Origin of the sequence: Flavobacterium johnsoniae, assembly GCF_001879205.1 — a bacterium.
Taxonomy (GTDB): Bacteria; Bacteroidota; Bacteroidia; order Flavobacteriales; family Flavobacteriaceae; genus Flavobacterium; species Flavobacterium johnsoniae_A.
This window is the reverse complement of record NZ_MLFK01000007.1, coordinates 66,426-91,857: the sequence shown is the minus strand read 5'-3', so window position 1 is coordinate 91,857 and position 25,432 is coordinate 66,426. Positions and strand designations below refer to the sequence as shown.

General features: G+C 34.1%; 21 protein-coding genes and 1 pseudogene. 19 read left to right on the top strand and 3 right to left on the bottom strand.

Going from position 1 to position 25,432, the window contains the following annotated elements; translation table 11 throughout:
* Position 1: 1 nt before the first annotated feature.
* The 7 genes from BKM63_RS11965 (at position 2) to BKM63_RS11935 (ending at position 7,298) form a co-directional block, all read left to right on the top strand.
* Positions 2-232 carry a uroporphyrinogen decarboxylase gene (locus tag BKM63_RS11965; protein ID WP_071636816.1) on the top strand — a complete coding sequence of 77 codons (231 nt, stop codon included), beginning with the start codon at positions 2-4 and terminating at the stop codon, positions 230-232.
* 87 nt (positions 233-319) lie between these two features.
* Complete coding sequence (locus tag BKM63_RS11960) at positions 320-1,261, top strand: alpha/beta fold hydrolase (protein WP_071636815.1); 942 nt, start codon at positions 320-322, stop codon at positions 1,259-1,261.
* Positions 1,262-1,308: 47 nt separating this feature from the next.
* Positions 1,309-3,300 carry an excinuclease ABC subunit UvrB gene (gene uvrB / locus BKM63_RS11955; RefSeq protein WP_071636814.1) on the top strand — a complete coding sequence of 664 codons (1,992 nt, stop codon included), beginning with the start codon at positions 1,309-1,311 and terminating at the stop codon, positions 3,298-3,300.
* Positions 3,301-3,413: 113 nt separating this feature from the next.
* A complete protein-coding gene (locus BKM63_RS11950; RefSeq protein ID WP_071636813.1) occupies positions 3,414-4,643 on the top strand; it encodes a hypothetical protein in 1,230 nt (409 codons plus the stop codon).
* Positions 4,644-4,691: 48 nt separating this feature from the next.
* Entirely contained in the window at positions 4,692-5,702 is a 1,011-nt protein-coding gene (locus BKM63_RS11945) for a dipeptide epimerase (protein ID WP_071636812.1), read from the top strand.
* Between the two features lie 2 nt (positions 5,703-5,704).
* Entirely contained in the window at positions 5,705-6,739 is a 1,035-nt protein-coding gene (locus tag BKM63_RS11940) for an aminotransferase class I/II-fold pyridoxal phosphate-dependent enzyme (protein WP_071636811.1), read from the top strand.
* Positions 6,740-6,842: 103 nt separating this feature from the next.
* A complete protein-coding gene (locus tag BKM63_RS11935) occupies positions 6,843-7,298 on the top strand; it encodes a DUF1456 family protein (RefSeq protein WP_071636810.1) in 456 nt (151 codons plus the stop codon).
* Positions 7,299-7,400: 102 nt separating this feature from the next.
* On the opposite strand, the gene BKM63_RS11930 is transcribed toward BKM63_RS11935, so the two are convergent.
* Positions 7,401-8,108, bottom strand: a complete 708-nt coding sequence (locus BKM63_RS11930) for a LytR/AlgR family response regulator transcription factor (RefSeq protein ID WP_071636809.1) — start codon at positions 8,106-8,108, stop codon at positions 7,401-7,403.
* A 3-nt stretch (positions 8,109-8,111) separates the two neighbouring features.
* On the bottom strand, positions 8,112-9,152 hold the full coding sequence (locus tag BKM63_RS11925) for a sensor histidine kinase (protein WP_071636808.1): 1,041 nt from the start codon (positions 9,150-9,152) through the stop codon (positions 8,112-8,114).
* Between the two features lie 31 nt (positions 9,153-9,183).
* On the opposite strand from BKM63_RS11925, the gene BKM63_RS11920 reads away from it, so the two are divergent.
* Both BKM63_RS11920 and BKM63_RS11915 read left to right on the top strand, forming a co-directional pair.
* Positions 9,184-9,414 carry a hypothetical protein gene (locus BKM63_RS11920; protein ID WP_071636807.1) on the top strand — a complete coding sequence of 77 codons (231 nt, stop codon included), beginning with the start codon at positions 9,184-9,186 and terminating at the stop codon, positions 9,412-9,414.
* A complete protein-coding gene (locus BKM63_RS11915) occupies positions 9,374-10,174 on the top strand; it encodes a DUF5694 domain-containing protein (protein ID WP_071636806.1) in 801 nt (266 codons plus the stop codon). The genes BKM63_RS11920 and BKM63_RS11915 overlap by 41 nt, the downstream gene beginning before the upstream one ends.
* Positions 10,175-10,396: 222 nt before the next feature.
* On the opposite strand, the gene sucC is transcribed toward BKM63_RS11915, so the two are convergent.
* Positions 10,397-11,590 carry an ADP-forming succinate--CoA ligase subunit beta gene (sucC, locus tag BKM63_RS11910; protein ID WP_071636805.1) on the bottom strand — a complete coding sequence of 398 codons (1,194 nt, stop codon included), beginning with the start codon at positions 11,588-11,590 and terminating at the stop codon, positions 10,397-10,399.
* Positions 11,591-12,006: 416 nt separating this feature from the next.
* On the opposite strand from sucC, the gene gltB reads away from it, so the two are divergent.
* The 10 genes and pseudogenes from gltB (at position 12,007) to BKM63_RS11860 (ending at position 25,330) form a co-directional block, all read left to right on the top strand.
* Entirely contained in the window at positions 12,007-16,521 is a 4,515-nt protein-coding gene (gene gltB / locus BKM63_RS11905; protein WP_071636804.1) for a glutamate synthase large subunit, read from the top strand.
* Positions 16,522-16,615: 94 nt separating this feature from the next.
* Positions 16,616-18,070, top strand: a complete 1,455-nt coding sequence (locus BKM63_RS11900) for a glutamate synthase subunit beta (protein WP_071636803.1) — start codon at positions 16,616-16,618, stop codon at positions 18,068-18,070.
* A gap of 384 nt (positions 18,071-18,454) precedes the next feature.
* Positions 18,455-19,747, top strand: coding sequence for a diaminopimelate decarboxylase (gene lysA / locus BKM63_RS11895; RefSeq protein ID WP_278248019.1), 1,293 nt, complete (start codon positions 18,455-18,457; stop codon positions 19,745-19,747).
* Positions 19,748-20,113: 366 nt separating this feature from the next.
* Positions 20,114-20,623 carry a hypothetical protein gene (locus tag BKM63_RS11890; protein ID WP_071636802.1) on the top strand — a complete coding sequence of 170 codons (510 nt, stop codon included), beginning with the start codon at positions 20,114-20,116 and terminating at the stop codon, positions 20,621-20,623.
* A 504-nt stretch (positions 20,624-21,127) separates the two neighbouring features.
* On the top strand, positions 21,128-21,490 hold the full coding sequence (locus tag BKM63_RS11885) for a hypothetical protein (RefSeq protein ID WP_071636801.1): 363 nt from the start codon (positions 21,128-21,130) through the stop codon (positions 21,488-21,490).
* Between the two features lie 41 nt (positions 21,491-21,531).
* The gene (locus BKM63_RS11880; protein WP_071636800.1) at positions 21,532-21,981 is read left to right on the top strand and encodes a hypothetical protein; all 450 of its coding nucleotides are present in this window, start codon (positions 21,532-21,534) and stop codon (positions 21,979-21,981) included.
* 127 nt (positions 21,982-22,108) lie between these two features.
* Positions 22,109-22,666, top strand: coding sequence for a hypothetical protein (locus BKM63_RS11875; protein WP_071636799.1), 558 nt, complete (start codon positions 22,109-22,111; stop codon positions 22,664-22,666).
* 35 nt (positions 22,667-22,701) lie between these two features.
* Positions 22,702-23,169 carry a DUF1572 family protein gene (locus BKM63_RS11870; RefSeq protein ID WP_071636798.1) on the top strand — a complete coding sequence of 156 codons (468 nt, stop codon included), beginning with the start codon at positions 22,702-22,704 and terminating at the stop codon, positions 23,167-23,169.
* Positions 23,170-23,200: 31 nt separating this feature from the next.
* Positions 23,201-23,917: pseudogene (locus BKM63_RS11865) on the top strand (M949_RS01915 family surface polysaccharide biosynthesis protein).
* 225 nt (positions 23,918-24,142) lie between these two features.
* Complete coding sequence (locus tag BKM63_RS11860; RefSeq protein ID WP_071636797.1) at positions 24,143-25,330, top strand: hypothetical protein; 1,188 nt, start codon at positions 24,143-24,145, stop codon at positions 25,328-25,330.
* Positions 25,331-25,432: the final 102 nt, after the last annotated feature.

The following is a 25,432-nucleotide window of genomic DNA, read 5'->3' as shown; positions in this document are numbered from 1 at the left end:
TATGGCAGAATATATCGGTTATCTTGCTTCTGTTTTTATTGTTGGAGGTTTCTTATTTAAAAATCTTAAAGCAATTCGATTCATTAATATGCTTGGCTGCATTTGTTTTGTAATCTATGGTATTTTCTTAAATGATTATCGGAATCTTAACCAATGGCTTTTACCCGTAATCATTCCAAATGCGATTTTAGCTTTAGTTCAGGTATATTACTTGACATCCAAAAAAAGCTGAAAGATTATAATTATGATAGTTTAAATTAAAATTCTGATACAATTTCGGTTTTCTATAATCGTACCTTTAAGCTAAATTGGATAAACTATGGCAAAAACATACTTCAAATTAGCAGTATTATTATTTTTAATCACAGGTTGCGCTTCAACAAAAAAAGCAAAGTTTGATGATTATGTTTTCGAAACAAAAAACGAAAAACAAGCTTACATAACCGCATACAACACGGCTTTAAAGCTTTGGGACATTCCATATACTGAAGAAGATGTAAAAACAAGTTTTGGAACTGCACACGTAATTATCGCCGGCTCCAAAACCGGAAAAGATTTAGTTTTACTTCATGGAATGGATGCCAGTTCTACAATGTGGTACCCTAACATTAAAACTTTAGCTAAAAATCATCGAATTTATGCCATCGACTTTTTGATGGAACCCGGAAAATCTACCTTAACCTCAAAACCTTTGTCAATTGAGGAAATTGCAATTTATTATAACGAAATTTTCAGTCATTACAAATTAAAGAAATTCGACATTATCGGCGCATCAAGAGGCGGCTGGATTGCAACATTACTGGCCTCTCAAAAAACAAATTCGATAGATAAAATCGTATTATTAAGTCCGGCGCAGACATTTAAATTTATAGATAAAGTAGGAAAAACAACTTCTGCTTTAATGTTAAAACTTTTTCCGAGTGAAAAAAAATTCGGTAAAACGCTGACCACATTTTCAACTCATCCTGAAAAAATCAGTCCTGTTTATAAAAGACAATTCTATTTGGCCAATAAATATGCGAAATCAAACTCAAGTATGTTTAAAATGCATCCGTTTTCAGATAAAGAACTGGAATCTATAAAAAATCCTGTTTTAGTTCTAATAGGCGATAAAGATGTTATCAATTCCCAGGAAAGTCTGGAACGGGCGCAAAAATATCTAGTGAACTGCAAAACTAAAATCATAAAAGATGCAGGGCATTTCCTGACTATAGATCAGCCTAAAATTACAAACGATGCCATTATTAATTTTTTAGAATAGCATTGAAACTTTGTATCTTTACAAAACCAACTTTTTATCCATAAAAAATGAGTTTCCAAGTAGCTTCAGATTATAGTCCAAAAGGAGATCAGCCGCAAGCCATACAAAAACTGGCACAAGGTGTAGTTGACGGAGAAAAATATCAAACTTTATTAGGAGTTACAGGATCTGGTAAAACCTTTACTGTAGCCAATGTTATTCAGGAAGTACAGCGTCCAACATTAGTTTTGGCACACAACAAAACATTGGCGGCGCAGTTGTATTCAGAGTTCAAACAGTTTTTCCCTAATAATGCAGTTGAATATTTCGTTTCTTACTACGATTATTATCAGCCCGAAGCTTTTATGCCCGTAACAGGAGTTTTTATTGAAAAAGATTTGTCTATCAATGAAGAGCTTGAAAAGATGCGTTTAAGTACAACTTCTTCCCTCCTTTCCGGTCGTCGCGATGTCCTGGTTGTGGCATCCGTTTCTTGTTTATACGGTATTGGAAACCCTGTAGAATTCAAGAAAAATGTAATCGAAATTACAAGAGACCAGGTTATTTCGAGAACTAAACTGCTTCATGGTTTGGTACAAAGTTTATATGCAAGAACGGAAGCCGATTTTAATCCCGGAACTTTTAGGATAAAAGGCGACACCGTTGAAGTCTACCCAAGTTATGCAGATGACGCTTATAGAATTCATTTTTTTGGAGATGAAATTGAAGAAATAGAATCTTTTGATGTCAAAACCTCTCAGGTTATTGAAAAATTTAAAAGACTGACTATTTACCCTGCCAACATGTTTGTTACTTCGCCCGAAGTTCTACAAGGAGCGATTTGGCAGATTCAGCAGGATTTGGTAAAACAAGTTGATTATTTTAAAGAAATAGGCAAACATTTAGAAGCCAAACGTTTGGAAGAAAGAACCAATTTCGATTTAGAAATGATTCGGGAATTGGGTTATTGTTCCGGAATTGAAAACTATTCACGCTATCTCGACGGAAGAGAAGCAGGAACCAGACCTTTCTGTTTATTAGATTATTTCCCAAGTGACTATTTAATGGTTGTTGACGAAAGTCACGTAACCGTTTCGCAGGTTCACGCTATGTACGGAGGCGATCGCAGCCGTAAAGAAAATCTGGTGGAATACGGTTTTAGATTACCGGCTGCCATGGATAACCGACCTTTGAAATTTGAAGAATTCGAAGCATTGCAAAATCAGGTAATTTACGTTTCGGCAACTCCTGCAGATTATGAATTACAGAAATCAGATGGAATTTATGTAGAGCAGATTATTCGTCCAACAGGTTTATTAGATCCGGTTATCGAAGTGCGTCCAAGTTTAAACCAGATTGATGATTTGATTGAAGAAATCCAGGTTCGCTGTGAATTAGACGAAAGAGTTTTAGTCACTACTCTGACCAAAAGAATGGCCGAAGAATTAGCTAAATACTTAACCAAAGTAAACATTCGCTGCCGTTATATTCATTCTGAAGTAGATACTTTGGAACGTATTGAAATTATGCAGGATTTACGAAAAGGTATTTTTGATGTTTTAATTGGGGTAAACTTACTTCGTGAAGGTTTGGATTTACCTGAAGTTTCCCTTGTTGCAATTTTAGATGCTGATAAGGAAGGTTTCTTAAGAAATCACAGATCTTTGACCCAAACAATTGGTCGTGCCGCCAGAAACTTAAACGGTAAAGCAATCATGTATGCAGATAAAATCACGGCAAGTATGCAGAGAACAATTGACGAAACCAATTACCGAAGAACCAAACAGATTAATTTTAATACTGAAAACGGAGTTACGCCTCAGGCATTAAACAAAAAAATAGAAAGTGCATTTACCAAAAATCCTTTGGTAGAATACGAATTAGGACATACTTTACCTGCCGCAGCCGAACCTGAAACGGCTTATTTATCTAAAGCAGAATTAGAAAAAATGATTCGCGAAAAACGAAAATCAATGGAAAAAGCAGCTAAAGAACTTGACTTTATGCAGGCAGCCAAACTTCGCGACGATATTAAAAAACTGCAGGAACAATTGGCCTAATCAATTTGCTGTTAAAAAGTTAAAAAGAGTAATTACTAAATTCATTTTTTAAGAATTATCTAATCTAATATTTTTAAAATTCATTAGATTTATCAAAATTTTTAAATTCTGAAATGAAATATTATTTACTCTTTTTTATTTTTTTAATTTTTAATTCCTTTTCCTGTGCGCAGTCAAATCAGGACGATTTTTGGAATCATGAAATAGAGAATTCTTCAGATATTATAAAACCTTACACCCTTTCGACACATCCCTTTGGAATTTATATTTCGAGATTAAACCATAATTTTAACGTTCGTTCTCCCGATAAATATTCATTTTCATTTGAAGTTTCGAGCGGAAACGTTGTTCTTCCTTATGTAAAATCATACGAACTAACCAATCCTGATGATCGCGAAAAGTCTAAAAATTTAGTTTGGCATGTACGTGAATATGCATTCGATCTAGATAAAACGCCTTCAAAAACCAAAGAATTTACAGCCGATGGTGTTATTCGATCTTATCGATTCAACTTTACATTACCGCTTACGGTGAATCACGAACTTAGTTTCAGCCTGCGGGCCAATTCTCTTGATCGGGGCAAATATCCATTTTCTGTTTTCACCTCAGATGAATTTATTGAATGGTTTCACCGAAATATTGCCGGCGGAAAAGATCCTTTTTCAAGATATCATTACGGTATAAATAAAGCCGGCATATCATATAAAGATGAAAATGACAAAGTCTTAACAATGAATAATAATGATTTTATCATTTCAGGATTTGATCTGAATTACACCTACTATCCCAAGTTAGAGATGAATGAAAAACATCATATTTATTTGAATTTTGGGGCACAGCTGGGCATAAATACTTCCAGATATAATCCTGCTGCTGATTTTGGCGTTTCCTCCTCTATTCTAAAAAAAATAATCATCAAAAATAAAAACATTTTAAGTTTTGGATTAAGTGCAGGTGTTTTGCGCCAGCATATTTTGGAATATGGAGACGGTGTAAACATAAGCAATCAGGATTTCTTATGCAGTTTTGAAGGCCTAATTGATTACAAAGTAAAACTTAGAAACAACAACCGTATTTCTTACGGCATCAATTATAACTTCCAGAATTCTTATAACAAGAAAAAAGATATGGATTATATGGTTTTAACCGGCGAAAGAATAAATACACACTGGCAGAAAACAATATCACATTTATACGAAGACGTAGAAGGATGGAGTTTTATTTGTACTTATTCTACAAAACGATTCTCTTATTTTGTGTATCTTAGAGAAGATTTAAATTTGGATAATGCCCCGGATTTACAAACAGGAATAGGTGTAAAAATGTCAATTAAAAAGAATTAATGTTCTATTTTTAAACCCAACAAAAAAACGGAAACAAGCTCATTAACCATGAAACTAATTTTAAGAGAATATAATCTCAAGCTAAAACATACTTTTACCATTTCGAGAGAATCAATTGATTTTCAACCTTCATTGATTGTAGAATTACAAAGTGAGGGCTTTTCTGGTTTTGGAGAAGCCACTTCAAACCCGTATTACAACACAACCGTTCCGATGATGATGCAGGATTTGGAAAAAATAAGAAGCATTATTGAAAATACAGAAAATGAAACTCCCGAAGTATTTTGGGCAAAAATTCATCCGTATTTAAAAGACGATATGTTTGCGCTTTGTGCTTTAGATCTGGCTTATAATGATTTATATGCTCGTAAAAAAGGCAAAAAGTTATACAAATTATGGAACTACACAACCGAAAAAAATCCGCTCACTGATTATACAATCGGGATTGCTTCTATTGACAAAATGGTTTCCAAAATGCAGGAACTTCCGTGGCCTATTTACAAAATTAAATTAGGAACAAAAGAAGATATTGCTATTGTAAAAGAACTTAGAAAACACACCAATGCCGTTTTTAGAATTGATGCCAACTGCGGCTGGGGAGTTGAAGAAACCATCAATAATTCTATTGAATTAAAAAAACTGGGGGTTGAGTTTTTAGAACAGCCTATGAAAGCTGATAATTGGGAAGGTCACAAAGAAGTTTTCAAACATTCCGTTCTTCCTGTAATTGCTGATGAAAGCTGCATTATTGAAGAAGATGTGGCAAAATGTTTCAATCACTTTCATGGCGTAAATGTCAAATTGGTAAAATGCGGCGGTTTAACTCCCGGAAAACGAATGATAGAGGAAGCCAAAAAATTAGGCTTAAAAACAATGGTGGGCTGTATGACCGAATCTACTGTTGGAATTTCTGCTATTGCACATTTACTGCCTCAGCTTGATTATGTAGACATGGATGGTGCGCTTCTTCTGGCAGAAGATATTGCAACCGGAGTAACCATAAAAGATGGCGTTGTGAGCTATTCTAATCTTAACGGAACCGGAGTTACACTTCTGTAAAAATGATAGTAGAAAAATTTCCCGATAGAACTATTGAAATTGACCAGGAACAATATTTGTATTTTGGCGGAACTGCTTATTTAGGACTGCCAACCAACAAGAATTTTCAGGATCTTGTCATTCAGAATATTCTTAATTGGGGAACTACTTATGGAAGTTCCAGAACAGCCAATATAAAATTAAGCGCTTATGAGAAGGGTGAAAACTTTTTAGCATCACATATTGGCTCAGAAAGTGCCGTTACGGTTTCATCGGGAATGCTGGCTGCAAAACTTGTTTTAGATAAAATAAAAAACGAAACAGATTGTTATTTTCATGTAAACGATCCGCATCCGGCGATTAAAATTGAAAACAGTCAGCCTGTATTTACAGGGAATCAGATAAACGAACGCTTATTAGACTCTAAACCAGAGAAAATAACGGTCCTTACAGATGGAGTTCCGGCTTTTCAGACAAAAGCTGTTGATCTTTCTTTTCTGAACCAAATTCCAAATCATAAAGAAATTACATTAATTGTGGATGAATCACATTCATTTGGAGTTTTAGGCAGAAACGGATGCGGAATTTACGCCTCGATTCCATATCCTGTTAAAAGGAAAATTATGATTTCTTCTTTAGGAAAAGCATTTGGTTTAACCGGAGGCGTTATTGCAGGCGATTTTAATTTTATCAACGAAATGAAAGAACTGGAAACTTTTACAAGTGCAGCCGGAATGAATCCTGCTTTTGTACAGACACTTTTTGATGCTTCAGAAATTTATAAAGTACAGTATCACAAATTACAGGATAATTTAAATTATATCGATTCGATTTTAATCAAAAACAATAACATCAAGTTTGACAAAAACTATCCCCTGATTTATCTTTTACCAAATGACTTAGTGGAAAAATTAAAATCTGAAAAAATAATTATTGCCAGTTTTAAATATACAAAAGAGGCTGAACCTCTCAATAGAATTGTAATTACAGCCAATCATCTTAAAGAAGATTTGGACAAATTGGTCGATGTTTTAAATGAATTTAATTCTCGGTTTTAATCATTTTAAAAAACTACCTTTGCAAAAATATAATAAGTTTTAAATTGGAGTCAAGGATTGGTAAAACCTGAAACTTGAAACAAAAAAACCTGAAACAAAAATTATGACAAATAACGATATACTTAAAAAACTTCGCGTGGCTTTGATGCTCCGTGATGACCAAATAGTTGAAATTCTGGAATTAGTAGATTTTAGAATTTCAAAATCAGAATTGGGCGCTTTTTTCAGAGCCGAAGATCATCCTAATTACATGGAATGCGGCGATCAGGTTTTACGCAATTTCTTAAACGGATTAGTAATTCATTTAAGAGGAACGAAAGAAAACCCTAAAAATCCAACAGACGTTTTAGCTAAACATAAAGCAGAAATTCCAAAGAAAGAAACATCGAAAGACAGACCGGAATTTAAAGCAAGTCCGAAAGATTCTGAAAAATCAAGAGGCGATCAAAAACCGAAATCTACAGGAGCTAAAAAGCCATTCAAGAAAAAACCTGCAGCACCAAAAATTCAGGTAGTAGAAAAAGTAGTTTACAAAAACGGGAAAAATAAGAAATCTTAATCTGATTATTTAACCGCAAAGTACGCTAAGTTTTTTACTTATAAGACTTTGCGTTTATAATGACAAAGATTCGCAAATATCTTAGCGTTCTTTGCGGTTATTTTAAATCTTATTTTCTTCTATTTTTTCAAAAAAAGCATCTTTAAAAGTTGCACCAATTGGGAGTTCTTTTCCATTTATAAATACGGAAAAATTATCTGTTGATTCAATATGCTTCAAAGAAACAACATACGATTTTTGTATCTGGATAAAATCATTTTTGGGCAATGATTCTGCTATATTCTTTAAAGATGAATGCGTAATAATCTGCTGTTTTGAAGTATGAATGCAAACATAATTCTGCAGACTTTCTACATACAAAATATCGCTCAGAAAAACTTTTTGGAATTTATTCTTTCCATCTGTTTTAACAAATAAAAAATCAGGAGCATTATTTTGGCTTGATACCGCCGTTTTAGGCTCAGAGTTAAGCTTAGAAACGGCCTGATAAAAACGTTCGAAGGCAATTGGTTTTAATAAATAATCAACTGCGTTTAATTCAAAACCTTCTAAAGCAAAATCAGGATAAGCAGTTGTAAAAATGATTTTTATATCTTTTGAAATAATTCTCGAAATCTGCAGACCTGTTAATTGCGGCATTTGAATGTCCAGAAAAATTACATCTACAGCTTGTGTGTTTAAAAATTCCAGCGCTTTTAATGAATCGTTAAAAACCCCTGTTTTTTCCAGAAAATTGACTTTCCCTATATAATTTTCCAAAATACGGGTTGCAGGCGGTTCATCATCCAAAATGATACATTTAAAGGCCATATATTATTTTTTTAGTGGTATTTTTAAGTAAGTTTTAAAGGTATTATTTTCTTCAGTTTTTTCAAGAACAAATTGCCCTTTATATGTATATTCTAACCTTTTTATCAGATTATCAAAACCAATTCCGGTTGACGAATAATTTTCGCCTTCAATGAAATAATTGAAAGTCGAAATTTCTAAAAAAGTGTCTTTTATTTGAATTGAAATAATCGCTTTCTCTGCTTCATTATTAAATTTTCCATGTTTGAAAACATTTTCAACAAAATGAATTAATGCCGAAGAGAGGATTTTTTCATTTGAATATTCACCTTGAACCGTAAAATCTAAAAACAGCTGATCTTCAAATCTTTTCTTTTGCAGATGAATGTAGTTTTGAATAAACTGAATCTCTTTGGAAAGAATTGCTTCGTCTTTATCAGTTTCTGTAATCACATAACGAAGCAAATCAGAAAGCACCAAAACATCTGCAGCCATTTTATCGTCTTTTACAATCAGCTGACTGTAAAAAGAATTCAGCGTATTAAACAAAAAATGCGGGCTAACCTGCGCTTTCAGCATTTGAAATTCGGCTTTTTTGTTCTCTAAAAGCAATTCCTGATTTTGTTTTTGAGAATATTGAGACTGCCAAAACAAATAACTCAAAGCACTAAAAATAACAGCCGGAAGTCCAAAAAAGAAATTATCCCTAATGTAATATCCCCATTCTAAATCGCGTACATCATAATTATGTATTCCGATAATATGATACACAATAACTTCCTGAATTACGTAGCGAGCACCTGCAAAAATCAGTAATGAAAAAGGTATGCTTAAAAAGTAAAAATGAATTTTCTTTTTATGCAGGAACCAATCACAAAACGTATAAAAGTTTATCAGGTAAACAATAAAAACAGAAAGAAAAAATGTTGATGTAATCCATAAATAAAGCCTGGTATGCTGTACTATTTTTGCTTTATCATTAATGCCGTACTCCCAAAGTAAATAAGTTAAAAACAATCCGAGAAAAAGAACAACATGATAATAAAAAGGGATTTTTAATTTCATAAATACAGGTTATAAGATCAAAAATACGATTATGACTTTAAATGAAAATGGTGTTTATATGAAACCTCACTTTTTTAATGATGAAACACAAAAAACTTTATACATAAATTTTGAAAGAGGAATTTCCAGCTTTAATCAAACAGAATCTGGTGTTCATCAAAAACAGAAAAAACGCCCTAAATCTGCCCATACATTTGCAATGAATTTAAAAACAAAATACCATGCAAAAAATTATTTTATTACTAGCTCTTATAACATTTAACATCACTTCTGCTCAACAAGCTAAGAAAAAACAAATATTACTAATTGGAACTTTTCATTACGCAAATCCAGGCCATGATGTCGCCAAGATAAATACTTTTAACGTAATGTCTGAAAAGAGCCAAAAGGAACTCGAAGTAATAAGTAACAAAATCAAGAAATTTGGTCCAGATAAAATATTTGTAGAATGGAAATTTAGCAAACAAGCCGATTTAGATAAGTATTACAATAAAAACACTGATAGTTTACTAAAAAAAGATGCAAATGAAATTACTCAATTAGCATTACGTACGGCTAAAAAACTGAATCACAAAAAGATGTATGGAATTGACTATCGCACCCGCTTTCCTTATGATAGTTTAATGATGTCAATGGAAAAAGCGAATCAGAAGGATTTAATGAAAAAAACTACTGAGTCAACAGAAAAGTTTGTAAAAGATAATAATGAAAGAATGGCTAAAAGTTCTTTAACAGATCTTATGCTTTATTACAATCAAAAAGCAAGTAATGAAGATAATATACAATGGTATTTAGAAGTAGCAAACAGAGCTGGAAATCCAGATGACTTTACGGGTGCTTCTTTAGTTTCAAATTGGTATAAAAGAAATTTATACATGTATTCTTTAGTTCAAAAATTAACCGAAAGCACAGACAATAAAATTATGGTTTTACTTGGAGCTGGCCATGCTGCAATGCTGAGAGAATTTATAGCACACGACCCAACATTTGAAATTGTGGAATTGTCAACTGTTTTGAAATAGTGTTTTAACCACAAAGTTTTTTTAGCCACGAATTCACGAATTATTTTTGATAATAATAATTCGTGAATTCGTGGCTATTTCTTGCACAACGCTTTGCGAGCTTTGCGTTTGTATTCATAATCCTTGACAAAAAACTTTGCGCACTTTGCGGTTAAACAGACGCCAAAAAAAATCCCTCCGAATATCGAAGGGATTTTCTATATAATTGAATTTCTTATTTAATTAAGAAAGTGCAGCTTTAACTTGGTCAGCAGCTTCTTGGAATTGAACTGCAGATAAGATTGGCATACCAGAGTTGTCAATTAATTCTTTTGCAATTTCAGCGTTTGTTCCTTGCAAACGAACAATGATTGGCACATTGATAGCGTCTCCCATGTTTTTGTAAGCATCTACAACACCTTGAGCAACACGGTCACAACGAACGATTCCTCCGAAGATGTTAATTAAGATAGCTTTTACGTTTGGATCTTTCAAGATAATTCTGAAAGCAGTTTCAACACGTTTTGCATCAGCAGTTCCTCCTACGTCAAGGAAGTTAGCAGGCTCAAAACCAGCATATTTAATTAAATCCATAGTTGCCATTGCAAGACCAGCTCCGTTTACCATACATCCTACAGTACCGTCAAGGTCAACATAATTCAAACCTACTTCTTTAGCTTCAACTTCAATTGGATTCTCCTCACGGATATCTCTCATTTCAGCATATTTAGGTTGTCTGTATAAAGCGTTATCGTCGATGTTAACTTTAGCATCAACAGCTAAGATTTTGTTATCAGAAGTTTTTAAAACCGGGTTGATTTCAAACATAGAAGCATCAGAACCAATGTAAGCATTGTATAATGCATCGATGAATTTCACCATTTCTTTGAAAGCATTTCCAGAAAGACCTAAGTTGAAAGCAACTCTTCTAGCCTGGAAACCTTGTAATCCAACAGATGGATCGATTTCTTCAGTAAAGATTAAGTGTGGTGTATGCTCAGCAACTTCTTCAATATCCATTCCACCTTCAGTAGAATACATAATCATGTTGCGTCCTGTACCTCTATTCAATAAAACAGAAACATAAAATTCAGAAGTTTCGCTTTCACCAGGATAGTAAACATCTTCTGCAACTAATATTTTGTTTACTTTTTTACCTTCAGGCGGAGTCTGAGGTGTAATTAATTGCATTCCGATGATTTGTTCTGCTAACTCTTCAACTTGCTGTAAGTTTTTTGCCAGCTTAACCCCACCACCTTTTCCACGACCACCTGCGTGAATTTGTGCTTTTATTACGTGCCATCCTGTACCAGTTTCGGCAGTTAATTGTTTTGCAGCAGCTACAGCTTCAACCGCATTGTTAGCCACAATTCCGCGCTGAACGCGTACTCCGTAACTTGCTAAAATTTCTTTTCCTTGATATTCGTGTATGTTCATAATATAGAATTTGTCTGGTTCTGAATTTATTTCAGAATAAAAGTGCGACAAAAGTAGCAAAATTCAACTTAAAAGTAAAATCTTTTTCTATTAAAAAAACAACACATATAGGTATTAAACGTTTATTCTTTTACAATGCAAAGAAATGGTTAACTAAACAATTTGTTAATATTAACTCAAATCCACTAAAACGTTTGATATTTAACAAAAATATCACCGTATTTATTAGCCTTGCGACGATTTTTCTTAATATATTTTAATTAGGATTATCATTTTATCATTTCACAATGGTTAATATAATATTATTATCAATTAAGAAGCCGTTTTCTAATATTACAACAAAAATGTAAGCGAATCTATTATTTCAATACATTATGTTTAACGAAATCTTTATTTTTGTAGAAAAAATATCAAGAATGAGAGTTAAAGAACAAGGGCTTTATCTGCCTGAATTTGAACACGACAATTGTGGTGCAGGATTTATTTGTAATTTGAATGGTATTAAGTCAAATGATATTATTCACAAAGCATTAGACATCTTAATTAAATTGGAACATCGTGGTGCAGTTAGTTCTGATGGACGAACTGGTGACGGGGCCGGAATTTTATTCGACATCCCTCATGATTTTTTTAAGAAAGTTTGTGACTTTGAAATCCCAGAGACGCGTGAGTATGCAGTAGGAATGGTTTTTTTACCAAAAAGCAAAAACCAGGTATCTTTTTGTATAAATGCATTTGAATCAACTATTAAAGATCAAAACTTAAAGATCTTAGGATGGAGAGATGTACCTGTTGACGTTGAAAATTTAGGGCAGATCGCCGCAGAAAAAGAACCAACAGTTAAACAAGTTTTTGTTAGCAAAAACGGTCAGAATTTAACTGAACAAGAATTTAATGCAAAACTTTTTGCAGCTAGAAAAATTGCTGAACATGCCGTAAGAGGATCTAAAACTTCTGAAAGCCACATGTTTTATTTTACTAGTTTATCGACAACTACTATAATATATAAAGGTCTATTGATGCCGGAAGACATCAGCCGTTATTATATAGATTTGAAAGATCCGGACCTGGTGACTCGTTTAGCACTGGTACACCAGCGTTTCTCTACAAATACATTCCCATCCTGGGACTTAGCTCAGCCGTTTAGATACATGTGTCATAATGGGGAGATCAACACACTTCGTGGAAACGTAAGCCGTATGCGTGCTCGTGAAGAGCTTATGCAGAGTGCTGTTTTTGGCGATGATATCAAAAAATTATTCCCAATTATCTTAGAAGGAAAATCTGATTCTGCTTCTATGGATATGGTGGTAGAACTTTTATTAATGACAGGTCGTTCATTGCCAGAAGCTATGATGATGGTGGTTCCTGAAGCTTGGGAAAAACATCAGACCATGTCTGCAGAAAAGAGAGCTTTTTACGAGTTCAACGCTTGTATTATGGAGCCTTGGGATGGTCCAGCTTCTATTCCGTTTACAGATGGTAACGTTATTGGTGCCTTATTAGACAGAAACGGATTGCGTCCTTCTCGTTATACATTAACAAAAAGCGGCTTCGTAATTATGTCATCAGAAATTGGTGTATTAGACATTGATCCGGAAGACGTTATTCAGCACGGACGTTTAGAGCCAGGAAAAATGTTCTTGGTTGATATGAACGAAGGCCGTATTATTGAAGATGAAGAAGTTAAAAAAGCGATAGTTACAAAACGTCCTTACCAAAAATGGATTGACGAAAACTTATTGCCATTAGCTAAAGTTCCTTACACCAATAACCCTACTCCTGTTGAAAAATTAGATTTCTTAACAAGACAAAAGTTATTCGGCTATACAATTGAAGATTTAAAAACAATCATTAACCCAATGGGAGGCCAGGGAGCTGAAGCAATCAGTTCTATGGGTAATGATACGCCTTTGGCAGTATTATCAGACCAGCCTCAATTGCTGTATAACTATTTCAAACAGTTATTTGCTCAGGTTACTAACCCGCCGTTAGATGGTATTCGTGAAGAGATTATTACCGATATCAGTTTAGCAATTGGAGGTGATTTCAATATTTTTGAAATCGAATCGAAACAATGTAAAAAGCTAAAAATCCAAAATCCGGTTATATCTAATGAAGATTTAGATAAAATCAGAAACATTGATCACGCAGATTTCAAATCGGCTACCATTTCTACTTTATATAAAATAGAAAAAGGAGTTAACGGTTTAGAGCGTGCGCTTGAAAAATGTGTTCAGGCAACTTATAAAGCGGTTTCTGAAGGATGTAATATTATCATTCTTTCAGATAGAGGTGTAAGCGAACAATTAGCTCCAATACCAATGTTATTGGCTTGTTCTTACATTCACCACTCTTTAAATATTTTACAAGTTCGTTCTAAATTCGGAATCATAATCGAATCTGCTGAGCCTCGTGAACCTCATCATTTTGCTTTATTGTTCGGATACGGTGCAAGCGCCATCAATCCTTACATGGTAAACGAAATTATTCACGATCAGGTAGAGCAAGGTTTCATTACTGGAGTTAAAGCTGATTATGCGATTGTAAATTATAACAAAGCGATCGCAAAAGGAATCGTTAAAATCATGAACAAAATTGGTATCTCTACATTACATTCGTACAGAGCTGCCCAGATTTTCGAGATTTTAGGTTTAAACAAAACATTTACATCTAAATATTTCCCTTATACACCATCAAGAATTGAAGGTATTGGTTTAATGGAAGTAGAAAAAGAAGTAAAAAAACGTTTCCAAAAAGCATTTCCAAATTCAAAAATTGCAAACTTGCTTTCTCTTGAAATTGGAGGTATTTACAGATGGAGACGCGGTGGTGAAAAACACATGTTTAACCCAACCACTATTTCTAAATTACAACAAGCGGTTCGTTTAAACAGCCCTGAAAGTTATAAAGAATACTCAAATGCCGTTAACGAGCAAAGCTCAAACTTAATGACCATTAGAGGTTTATTTGAATTCAACAATTTAGACCCAATTTCTATTGACGAAGTAGAACCTTGGACAGAAATCGTTAAGAAATTCAAAACCGGTGCAATGTCTTACGGATCTATTTCCAGAGAAGCACATGAGAATTTAGCGATTGCAATGAACAGAATTGGCGGAAAAAGTAACTCTGGAGAAGGTGGAGAAGATCCAAAACGTTTCCAGAAAGAAATTAACGGAGATTCTAGAAACAGTGCCATCAAACAAGTTGCTTCGGGACGTTTTGGCGTATCGATCAACTATTTGACAAACGCTAAGGAAATCCAGATCAAAATGGCTCAGGGAGCAAAACCTGGAGAAGGTGGTCAGCTTCCTGGAGAAAAAGTGGTGCCTTGGATTGCCGAAACAAGAAACTCTACGCCTTATGTAGGTTTGATTTCGCCTCCGCCTCACCACGATATTTACTCTATTGAGGATTTATCTCAGTTGATTTACGATTTAAAAAATGCAAACCGTGAAGCTCGTGTAAACGTAAAATTAGTTTCTGAAGTTGGAGTTGGAACCATCGCAGCCGGTGTTGCCAAAGCAAAAGCTGACGTTATCCTAATTTCTGGTTATGACGGAGGAACGGGTGCAGCACCATTAACATCTTTACAACACACAGGTATTCCGTGGGAACTTGGTTTAGCTGAAGCTCAGCAGACTTTAATCCTGAACGACTTAAGAAGCCGTGTCGTTTTAGAATGTGACGGACAGTTAAAAACAGGTCGTGACGTAGCGATCGCTGCATTATTAGGAGCTGAAGAATTTGGCTTTGCAACTGCACCGCTTGTAGCTTCTGGCTGTATCATGATGAGAGCTTGTCACTTAAATACTTGCCCGGTTGGTATTGCAACTCAGGATCCTGAATTGAGAAAGAATTTCAAAGGAACTCCAGAGCACGTAATCAACTTTATGTATTTTATTGCTGAGGAATTAAGAGAAATCATGGCTCAATTAGGTTTCAGAACCTTAAAAGAAATGGTAGGTCAGTCACAAAAATTAAATGTGAACAAAGCGATCAAACATTACAAAGCAAATGGTTTAGATTTATCACCAATTCTATACAAACCGGAAAAAGCGAAAACACAGCCAAATCACAATACAACTACTCAAGATCACCAACTTGAAAACGTATTAGATTTTGACATTATCAAAGAAGCAATTCCGTCTATTTATAGAAAAGAAAAAACAAGAGTAACATTTAAAATTAAAAACACAGACCGTTCTGTAGGTGCGATTTTGAGTAATGAAATCTCAAAAATTTATGGCGCACAAGGATTACCTGCCGACACTATTTTAGTTGATTTTGAAGGTTCTGCCGGACAAAGTTTTGGTGCTTTTGCAACAAACGGATTGTCGTTTAAAATTCACGGAAACTGTAATGATTACTTAGGAAAAGGGCTTTCTGGAGGAAAACTAATTGTAAAAGTACCTCCTACTGCAACTTTTAAACCAGAGGACAATATCATTATTGGAAACGTTGCCCTTTACGGAGCTATTACCGGAGAGGCTTATATTAATGGAATGGCCGGAGAACGTTTCTGTGTAAGAAACTCTGGAGCAACAGCAGTTGTTGAAGGAATTGGAGATCACGGATGCGAGTACATGACCGGTGGTACAGTAGTAGTTTTAGGAAAAACAGGAAGAAACTTCGCAGCTGGTATGAGCGGTGGTGTAGCTTATGTTTACGATCCAAATCAAAAATTCGATTCGACAGTATGTAACATGGAAATGGTTGCATTCGACCCGATGGAAGAAGAAGATCTTACAAAACTAAGAAAACTGATCAAAAATCATTCTTTGTACACAAGCAGTCCATTAGCAAAAAGAATTTTAGCAGACTGGGAAAATCAACAACAGCACTTCGTAAAAGTAATGCCGACTGATTACAAAAAAGCATTAAAACGAATTGCAGAAGAAAAACAAATAGAAGAATTAATAGCTTAATTAAAAGGTTCTGAGGCATAAGGTGCAGAGGTGCTAAGTTTTTTAACTCACCTCTCACATTTTACAACTCACAACTAAATTTATTAAAAATGTCATGGGTAAAATAGGCGGATTTAAAGAATATAACAGAGCCGACGAAAGTAATTTAGCAGTAGCAGAACGTGTTTCTAACTATAATGAATTTACTATTCCGTTAGCAAAAGATAAAATAAAAGAACAAGGTTCAAGATGTATGGATTGTGGTATTCCTTTCTGCCACAGTGGTTGCCCGTTAGGAAATTTAATTCCGGACTTCAACGACATGGTGCATCAGGAAGAATGGCAAAGTGCATTAGAGATTTTACAGTCTACTAATAACTTTCCTGAATTTACAGGCCGCTTATGCCCTGCTCCATGCGAAAAAGCATGCGTATTAGGAATCATAAAAGACCCTGTATCGATCGAAAACATCGAAAAAAACATTGTTGAAAGAGGTTTTGCTGAAGGCTGGATCAAACCACAGGCACCAAAAACAAGAACAGGAAAAACAGTTGCTGTTATTGGTTCTGGTCCTGCAGGACTTGCCGCTGCACAGCAATTAAACAGAGCCGGACACACGGTTACTGTTTTTGAAAGAGATAACGCGATTGGAGGTTTATTACGTTACGGAATTCCTAATTTCAAATTAGAAAAACAAATTATCGACAGACGTGTAGCCATTCTTGAAGCAGAAGGAATCACTTTCAAAACAAACGTAAATGTTGGAGTTAACTACAGCGTAGAAGAATTAAACGCATTTGATTCTATCGTTTTATGCGGAGGAGCAACTGAAAGAAGAAGCTTGCCGACTAAAGGAATTGAAAGCAAAGGCGTTGTTCAGGCAATGGATTTCTTAACACAGCAGACTAAAGTTTTATTTGGAGAATCAATTCCAGATCAGGTTAAAGCAACTGGTAAAGACGTTATCGTTATTGGTGGTGGAGATACAGGTTCTGACTGTATTGGAACTTCAAACAGACACGGAGCTAAATCAGTAACTAACTTTGAGATTTTACCAAAACCTCCAGTTGGAAGAAGCGAATCAACTCCTTGGCCTTTCTGGCCATTACAGTTAAAAACATCTTCTTCTCACGAGGAAGGCTGTAACAGAAACTGGTTAATTAATACAAAAGAATTCATTTCTAACGAAAAAGGAGAATTAACGGGATTAAAAACAGTCGAAGTACAATGGAAAATGACTCCAGGCCAACGTCCTGAGTTAATCGAAAAAGAAGGTTCAGAAAAAATCTGGCCTTGCGATTTAGCTTTATTAGCGTTAGGATTTACAGGTCCGGAGAAAACATTAAGCGAGCAGTTAGGAATCGAGACTGATGCAAGAAGCAATTATAAAGCACATAACTATCAGACAAACGTTCCTCATATTTTCACTGCTGGTGATATGAGAAGAGGACAATCATTAATTGTATGGGCTATTTCAGAAGGTCGCGAAGCAGCAAGAGAGGTAGATTTGTTCTTAATGGGCTCTACCAACCTGCCTACTAAAGGAAAAGGAGACTTACCAAGTCTATAGTTTTTTTTAGGGTTCTGAGAAGCTAAGGTTTTCTCTCCTAAATTTAAATTAGAAATCTTTATTCCGATAAACTACATAACAACTAACAAACCCTTGAATTTATATTCAGGGGTTTTGTTTTTTTTTTGTTTGCCACAAATCACACCAATTTCCTCGAATTTTTATTTTTTGAATGTTGTTGTTATTGCTTGGCTTGTTAACATCAATCAAATCGTGATTGTGTCAAAAAAGACAATTTCAATAGCATTAAAAATTAATTAAATTCGAGAATTCGTGCCAAAAAACCTTTGTATCTTTATGCCTTTGTAACTTAGTACCTCAAAGAATTTTATAAAAATTCGAAATAATCGACTTTTTGTTTAAAAACAAACAATTTGTTACAATTTGTTATTTTTCTATAAATTATTTGCTGGTAATCAAAAGTGTAATAACTTTGCTCAAAATGATTTAAAAATGCAAGCAAAAGATTTACTGCAGTTAGCAGACCAATTTGGAAGTCCATTATATGTTTATGATGCCGAAAAAATCCAATCTCAGTACAACAGGTTAACTAAAGCTTTCTCTAAGGTAGAAAACTTAAGAGTTAATTACGCCATGAAGGCATTGTCTAACGTTGCGATTCTTCAGTTATTAAAGAACATGGGGTCTGGTTTAGATACTGTATCAATTCAAGAGGTTTTATTAGGACTTCATGCTGGCTATGAACCTGACAAAATTTTCTTTACACCAAACGGAGTTTCTCTTGAAGAAATTGAAGAAGTGGCCGCAATGGGTGTACAAATCAATATTGATAACTTATCTATTCTGGAGCAATTCGGAACAAAATATCCTCAAATCCCGGTATGTATTCGTATCAATCCGCACGTAATGGCGGGAGGAAATGCCAATATTTCGGTAGGACATATCGATAGTAAATTCGGAATTTCTGTTCACCAGATACCGCATATCTTACGAATTGTAGAGAATACAAAAATGAGCATCGTAGGTATCCACATGCACACAGGATCTGATATTTTAGATATCGAAGTATTCTTGTATGCTGCTGAAATCTTATTCGATACAGCTAAACATTTCAAAGATCTTGAGTTCTTAGATTTCGGAAGCGGATTTAAAGTTCCTTACAAGAAAGACGATATCGAAACAGACATCGAAGAATTAGGTAAAAAATTATCAAAAAGATTCAATGCATTCTGTGCAGAATACGGTAAAGATTTAACGTTGATTTTCGAACCAGGAAAATTCCTTGTAAGTGAAGCAGGTTTCTTCTTAGCAAAAGTAAACGTAGTAAAACAAACAACTTCAACAGTTTTCGCAGGAATCGACAGTGGTTTCAACCACTTAATCCGTCCGATGTTTTATGGTTCACAGCATTATATCGAAAACATCTCTAACCCAAAAGGAAAAGAGCGTTTTTACTCTGTTGTAGGATACATTTGCGAAACTGATACTTTTGCCAACAACCGCAGAATTTCTGAAATTACCGAAGGCGACATCTTGGCTTTCCGTAACGCCGGAGCTTATTGTTTCTCAATGTCATCGAACTATAATTCAAGATACAAACCAGCCGAAGTTCTTTGGAAAGACGGAAAAGGCATCTTGATTCGTCAACACGAAACTTTCGAAGATTTGCTTAAAAATCAAATTCCGTTACCGCAAGAAGTTGCTGCAACAGTTTAAAATAAAAAAAAAGAGAATATCTATTGAATCCCGTTTCTTAATTGAGGCGGGATTTTTTATTGTAGATTTCTGACAGATTTCTAACGTTCGTCAGGCTGAGCGAAGTCGAAGCCTGAACAAAGTAACCATAACGTTTATCATCCTGAGAAACGAAGAATTTCCGCAAGTAACTTCACAAAGATTCGAATTTGGAATTTTATTTTTTGGCATCTCCCTCCGGGCCGGGCTTTCGGCTATATCTTTTGCTCCGTTTCACTTCACAAAAGGATACCGCCTCTATCCCTGACGCAAAATCATTTTCATTACAAACAAACTTATTTAATAAGAAATATTATATTTGAAATAAATCGCAATATTTTATAACCTATGAATTCTTTTGAGATAATTTATGATTTTGCATCTATAGATGGATTCAAAAAGTTTCAAATATTGTTGATACCAGTTGGCATTTTTCTATTTCTAAAATTTATTTTATTCTTAATTGAAAACGATGAAGAAGAAAATTTATTTAAAGATCCCGAACACCAAAAATTCATTGTAAAAATAATCCAATATTTATCGATACTCCTTTTTTTTCTATTCTCAATCCTATTTGGCTACGGATATTACAAAACAAATGATTTATACCATAATGCCAAATTTCAAACCGAAGGATTTGTAACTAATTTCCATCCAATGCCATCTGGTGGCCATGAAGATGAAACATTCACTGTTAACGGAGTAAAATTTGAGTTTTCAGATTTCGATATATCTGGATTTGGATACAATAATTCGAAGTCACATGGAGGAGCAATAGACGCAAATAAATATGTTCGAATAAGTTACATTAGAATAAAAAATTCAAATCAAATTTTAAAATTAGAAGTACGAAAATAGTATTATACTTATTTTTATAGTACGAGCATCTCGCTCGTAAGCATAAGCTGAAGAAATCAACAATAACTTCACAGGAACGAGAGGGATACTCCCGCCAGCAAAGCTAACTACGCTAAAAACACTTTCCCATCTATATAAAAATACAAAATCCACGTATCTCTATTCTGAGAAAAATACATCAATAAACAATTACTTACCTCAGGAAAGTCAGCAAATTAAAAATAAATCTCGTTGTAAATTAAACATCAAAACCTTAATCAAAAAAAAAAATGATTTCGAAACAGTCGAAAACTAAAAAACTATTCATTTTAAAAAATAGAACCAATTGTTCCCGATTTTCTAGAGTGGCTTCAACAGATTTGCAGTCCATGCCTGCAAAGAGAATTACTTATCTCAAGTAAAAAACTATTTATCTTTCCTTGTATATGTGGCTTACAAATCCGCATAAGTAAAAGTATTCACTGAAATTATTTTTATAACTTGCATCAATTAAAAAATTTCAAAATGAAACCACAAATACGAATCCTCCTTTATTCAATCCTATTCTTTTTATATCTTACATCCACTTCGTTTTTTCTTTCGCTGGGTGAAATTTTAAAAACCGATCCTTATATAACTTTAGGTTGTGGTTTTGCCGGTTTAAATCTTATTTATGCCTTTTTAGGATTAAAATGGAAACCATTACTAAATATAATCTCAGCAATTGCCATTGCTGCTTTGGCTTTATTTCTGGCGTTAAAATTTACCAATCTGCACTTTTTTATTGATTACGATCCGTATCAGGTTAAAACTGCCATATTTGCCAACGCTGTTTTCTCGATTATCTTTTGGGAGATTGTGTATCAGGTAAAACTTAGGAAATCATAATTTACAATTTTAAAACTCCCCATAATCTAAAACTCAAAACCATGAAAATTTCGATTCCCTTATCGGCGTTATTCCTGTTGCTTACTACTACTATTTACTGCCAGACCCTAGCCGATTTAAAACTGAAACCCAAAGAAATCCCAAAAGGTTATATAAATAACGACGGTCAGATTTGCGTTACCCCACAGGCTTGTAATTTTTATACTGATATTGAAACCTACAGCAACATTGTTGGAAAAGTAAAAAGCAAACAAATTCAGAGTTTTAAAAATAGAGCAGACAGCGGTTCTATAATGTATTTTGAATTTGAGCATGTTTTTAAAGGCGACAGATTTCTGCAGGGATTATTGTGGGGAAAAGACGGTCAGCCAACTGACGAACATCCCGAAGAATACCTTGCAAAAGGAAAATTTCTAATCATCTGGAGTTTTCGCCCTGACAGTCCCGTTAAAGAAAAGTCAGAAAGCAAAATTGAAGCGATTTTGCAATAAAGAACCAATATGAATGTAATTCTCTAATTTCACTGCTCGCGAACACAACCAACTTTATACAACTTCTTGTAAAGCTTTTTTTATATTTTAGCTATTTCAAATTGTAGTGAAAAATTAATCTAAAAACATGAAATCTAAAATTTTACTTTTATCTGCCCTTATTTTTATCTCTTGTAAAAAAGAATCTAAAACCGAAATAGAAAAAACACCAGCTGCAGTAAAAGATGATGTTCATATTTCAGAAAAAAAAGAAATTACAAACAGCAATGCAGATACAATTGTAATTTCTGCTAAACGTAAAACGAACAAAATTCTTTGTGATTTAGACGGAGACGGAAAAAATGAAACTGTAGAGATTGTAAGAAGCACAAAAAATGATAAAAGCGGTTTGCGAATAGTTTTCGGAAACGGGAAAAGAACAGATTATTTAGGAATGGGAAATACTGTTCTTAATCAAGGATTTGATGAAATTGACTGGGCAGGAATATTTGAAAAAGCGTCGAAGGGAGAAATTGTATGGAACAATGTAAATGAGGATGGTGAAATTATGGGCGACGAAGAAATAAAAGAAGAAGATAAAATCAAATTACCAAACGACGGCATATTCATTCATGCCGAAGAAAGCTGCGGAGGCGGGATTATTTATCTAAAAAACGATAAATACGAGTGGATTCAGCAGGAATAAAACGGAAATAAGGAACTTCTAAACTATTATAAATCATGAAAAACACTTCAGAAATTGCCAATCGTTTTAGAGAAACTATTTTGAACGGAACCTGGATTGCGAATACCAATTACAAACATCAGCTTGAAAATTTAGACTGGAAAATTGCTGTAACTCCCGTAAAAAATCTTAACACCATTTCGCTTCTGGCACAGCACATTCATTATTATATCAACGGAATAAATAATGTTTTCAAAGGAGGACCATTGGATATTAAAGACAAATTCAGCTTTGACTTCCCTCCTATCAATTCACAAGAAGAATGGCAGGACTTTTTAGCGAAATTCTGGAATGCGACGGAAGAATTTGCCTCTTTTGTAGAACAAATGCCCGACGAAAAACTGGACGAGGTTTTTATTGACGAGAAATACGGAACTTATAAAAGAAATATTGACGCCATGATCGAACACAGTTATTATCATTTAGGGCAGATTGTTTTGATCAAAAAACTATTAACCGAATAAAAGCCAAATTAATTTCTACATGCCAAAATTCATGAAAAACATCGTCATTTTATTGCTTTCTATTGTTCTCTTTTCGAGTTGTAAGGAAGACAAAAAAGAACAAACAAATCCTGCAGCAAAACCAGAATCGGCTGTAATTGAAGATAAAGACTTTGTTTTAACCGTAGAGAAGATCGACTCAACGCAATTTCCGGCTTCAATTAAATATGAAGGTTTTATCAAAAATGCTGTTCGCTGGAAAGATAAACTGGGCGATAATATTGTTATTACTACCGAAACCGGATATCATATGAATAAAAAATTTGAGCATGAATTTGAAGACAGTTCTGATGCCGAATTGTTTGACTATCATTTTATAGTTTCAGGAAATGAAGCAAAACAAGTCTGGAGGGTTTACGATTATATTTCAGATTGTCCGGTTGATATTGTGGCTTCGTTTGTAAAAAACACATTTCAGGTTACTGATTTAAATAACAACGGATTTGCCGAAATCTGGCTGATGTACAAAACAACTTGTCATGGAGATGTGAGTCCGTGTGACATGAAGATTATTATGTACGAAGGAAATCAAAAATATGCTATGCGTGGTGAAAGCAGGGTTCAGGTTGGAATTCTAGATAATGGTGAAAAACAATTTTTGGGAGGTGAATAAAAATTAGATGAAAACTTCAAAAAAGGTCCAAAAGTTTTTAAAGAGTTCGCTCAGAAATTATGGAAGGATAATTTAATTGAGACCTGGGAGGATTAATTTTTTCCGGCATTTTTAACTCTTTTTGTCATTTCTTATAAAAAAATAAATTTCTTATCCAGCCCCGATAGAGCCGATATCCTCGTAATGAAATGGAGAGATAAAGGCGAAAGCGGGACAACTGTTTCTTATGAAAATATCTTTTCTGCTCCTTAAAATAATTTAAAAAAAGGCATAGTTGTTGAAAATTAAAAAAGATATATTTACACCTTCAAACAGAATGCTATGCAAAAAATTACTTTTTTATTTTCCATACTATTTTTAGCTCTTTCTTCGTGCGGAGTCAAAACTACGCAGTCACTTTTGAGCGACGGCGATTATGACGGTGCCATAAATCGTGCGGTTGAAGGACTACGAACTAAAAAAGATTCTAAAGGAAAACAGGATTATGTTTATTTGCTTGAAGAAGCATTCGCTAAAGCCAAAGACAGGGATTTACGTAATCTTGAAATGATGGCCAAAGAGGCAAATCCGGCAAATGCAGAGCGTATTTACAATACTTATTTACAACTAAATAACCGTCAGGAAAAAATTAGGCCTTTATTGCCTTTGCCTCTTTTAAAACTGGGAAAAAATGCAAATTTCCCATTTGATAATTATACTGATCAAATTGTAAGCAGCAAAAATGCACTTTCAAAATATTTATATGAAAATGCTTCGGCACTTTTAAAATCAAATAACAAATTGGATTTTAGAAAAGCTTATGATGATTTTGCTTATCTGGAAAGCATAAATCCGAATTACAAAAATGCAAAAAAACTAATGGACGATGCACAGTTTAAAGGAACTGATTTTGTCGATGTTTATGCTAAGAATGAAACCGATATGGTGATTCCGAAATTGCTTCAGGATGATTTGCTTGATTTTAAAACCTACGGATTAAATGATAAATGGACAGTTTACCATAATGCCAGACAAAAAAATGTCAATTATGATTATAGTCTGATTATCAATTTCAGACAAATAATTATCTCACCGGAACAAATAAAAGAGAAAGAATTTATTAAAGAAAGACAGATAAAAGATGGTGTAAAAACGCTTTTAGACAGTCGCGGAAGGCCGGTAAGAGACAGCTTAGGCAAAGAAATAAAAGTAGATAATTATAGAACACTTCGCGCTAACATTTACGAATTCAGACAATTTAAGTCTTGTCAGGTAACAGCAAAAGTAGATTATATTGATCTAAAAACGAATCAGCTTGTTCAAACTTTCCCCGTGAGCAGTGAATTCGTTTTTGAAAATATTTATTCTACTTATAAAGGCGATAAAAATGCCTGCGAGGATAGTTATATTTCTTATTTTACTAAACGTGCAGTTCCTTTTCCTAATAACGAACAAATGGTCTATGACACGGGTGAAGACCTGAAAGCACGTCTCAAGGACATTATAGTTCGGAATAAATTTAGAGGATAATTAATAATACAAAACGGTGCATTTTATGTACCGTTTTTCTTTTTAGATTAATCTTAGTTTAAAAAAAAATCAAAAAAAGAATTGCGCAACCAAAAAGTTGCT